Source organism: Synechococcus sp. R55.2 (assembly GCF_047462075.1).
Taxonomy (GTDB): Bacteria; Cyanobacteriota; Cyanobacteriia; order Thermostichales; family Thermostichaceae; genus Thermostichus.
Window position 1 is genome coordinate 1 of record NZ_JANSIH010000231.1, and the last position, 709, is coordinate 709.

Annotated in this window: 1 protein-coding gene; it reads right to left on the minus strand. The window is 60.2% G+C overall.

What is annotated here, in order from left to right; all coding sequences use genetic code 11:
* Positions 1-583 (minus strand): 30S ribosomal protein S3 (gene rpsC, locus NW838_RS07900; RefSeq protein ID WP_414427817.1); only part of this gene is annotated, 583 nt, incomplete at its 3' end.
* Positions 584-709 lie beyond the last annotated feature (126 nt).

The following is a 709-nucleotide window of genomic DNA, read 5'->3' on the forward strand; positions in this document are numbered from 1 at the left end:
CGGCCCGCAAGGTGTGCAAAGGGATCCGCCCCTCCCGCGTCCATTCGGTGCGGGCAATCTCGGCCCCGTTCAGACGCCCGGCAATTTGGATTTTGATCCCTTGTACACCTGCCCGCTGGGCCCGTTGGATCACCTGGCGCACGATGCGGCGAAAGGCAATCCGCCGTTCCAACTGTTGGGCAATGTTTTCCGCCAACAAGGTCGCCTCGGCATCGGCACGGGTGACCTCTACTACATTGATGCGAATGGTTCGCTCGCCACCACCTCGTGAACCAGGGCTTTGTCCCGCTAGCGCGGACAGCTCTTTCTGTAGACCTTGGCGCAAAGTCTCTAGGCTGGATCCGCCCCGACCCACAACTACCCCAGGGCGAGCAGCCCGGATCTCCAGGTCAATTTGATCCGCTTTGCGCTCGATTTGGATATCGGCCAAACCAGCACTGCTCAGTTGCTTGGTCAGGTAGGTGCGAATCTGGTCGTCCTCCTGTAACAAGGCTGGGTAGCGGGCTGGATCGGCAAACCAGCGGCTGCGATGCTCCTTAATCACGCCGAGGCGGAAACCGGTGGGGTGGATCTTCTGTCCCATGGTGGTGTCGGTTGAAGGGTAAAGGGCTAGAAATACAGGAGGTTAAGAGGCTGTCGCCGCTTCAGCTTCCTCTATGGGCCGGACGGCGATGGTGATGTGGCAGGTGCGCTTGCGAATGGGGTAGGC